This window comes from Herbiconiux daphne (assembly GCF_024979295.1).
Classification (GTDB): domain Bacteria; phylum Actinomycetota; class Actinomycetes; order Actinomycetales; family Microbacteriaceae; genus Herbiconiux; species Herbiconiux daphnes.
Genome location: NZ_JANLCJ010000191.1, coordinates 1 through 958, shown reverse-complemented (window position 1 = coordinate 958; position 958 = coordinate 1). Strand labels below are relative to the sequence as shown.

General features: G+C 32.9%; 1 protein-coding gene. It reads right to left on the bottom strand.

The window, feature by feature from the left end; translation table 11 throughout:
* Nucleotides 1–205: 205 nt before the first annotated feature.
* Nucleotides 206–391 carry a DNA cytosine methyltransferase gene (locus tag N1032_RS24010; protein ID WP_259542970.1) on the bottom strand — a complete coding sequence of 62 codons (186 nt, stop codon included), beginning with the start codon at nucleotides 389–391 and terminating at the stop codon, nucleotides 206–208.
* Nucleotides 392–958: the final 567 nt, after the last annotated feature.

Genomic DNA, 958 nt, shown 5'->3' with positions numbered 1-958 from the left:
GTTTGCTTGACATTTCATTTAATTTAACCAAAGATGTGAAAATTAGGCCAGATGGATACTCATTGATGAATTCGCCATAAGTGCCATTTGAATTGGCATTGTAATATCATTGCGAGATATTTGCCAATGTAGGTTCTACATAAAAACTTTCAATTATGTTACCCATTCCTTTTTGTTTACCTGCGTTTGATAATGATGTACAGGGTCAACCTGCTACCAAAATATCCACTTCACCATATGAATTTACATTGACATCATTTATGTCTGTCGGTTTGTAATTTGTGCCATATAAAGCATTTTGAGACTTAATGGCATGTTTATCTAACTCAACACTATCCACCATTTCATAATCAACACCTTGCTTTTCTAATGCTTTAGTAAATGCTTTTATTCCACTGAATCATTCTACTATTCTAATCATATTTTACCTTTCTATGAATTGCAATGCATATTCCAATTCATCATTCTCATATTGTAAGTTTTCAATATCTTCCTTACCATATAAACCTATTGCTTCAACCGCCCGAGCGTTTGCCGGTTCACTTGGTTTGTTTCAATTCATCTTGTCTTCAAGTTCTTGACCAAGACGGATGATTTCATCAAGCAATTCTTTTTTGTTCATCTCTTTCAATAATTTCATATTCAACTCCTTACAATGTGATTATATCGGAAAACAAAAAAATAGCTGCTAACTATTTTATTTTTTTAACAATGTATTTTTTCTTGTATAGCATATTGCCGTGGTGTTTGCTTTGTGCCACCTGATTGCTTATGTATGGAACTTTGTCATCAGAAAGTTTTTCGGCTTTGACAATTCATTTTGCAATCTCTGGGTTGTTGGCAAATTTTCCAATCTTTTTGTATTTAAAGAAACCATGTTCGTTTTGACTGACCTTATACAATATGCCGCCAATGTTGTAATCAATCGATTTGTATGACCGATTTGTTCTTCTTGAAA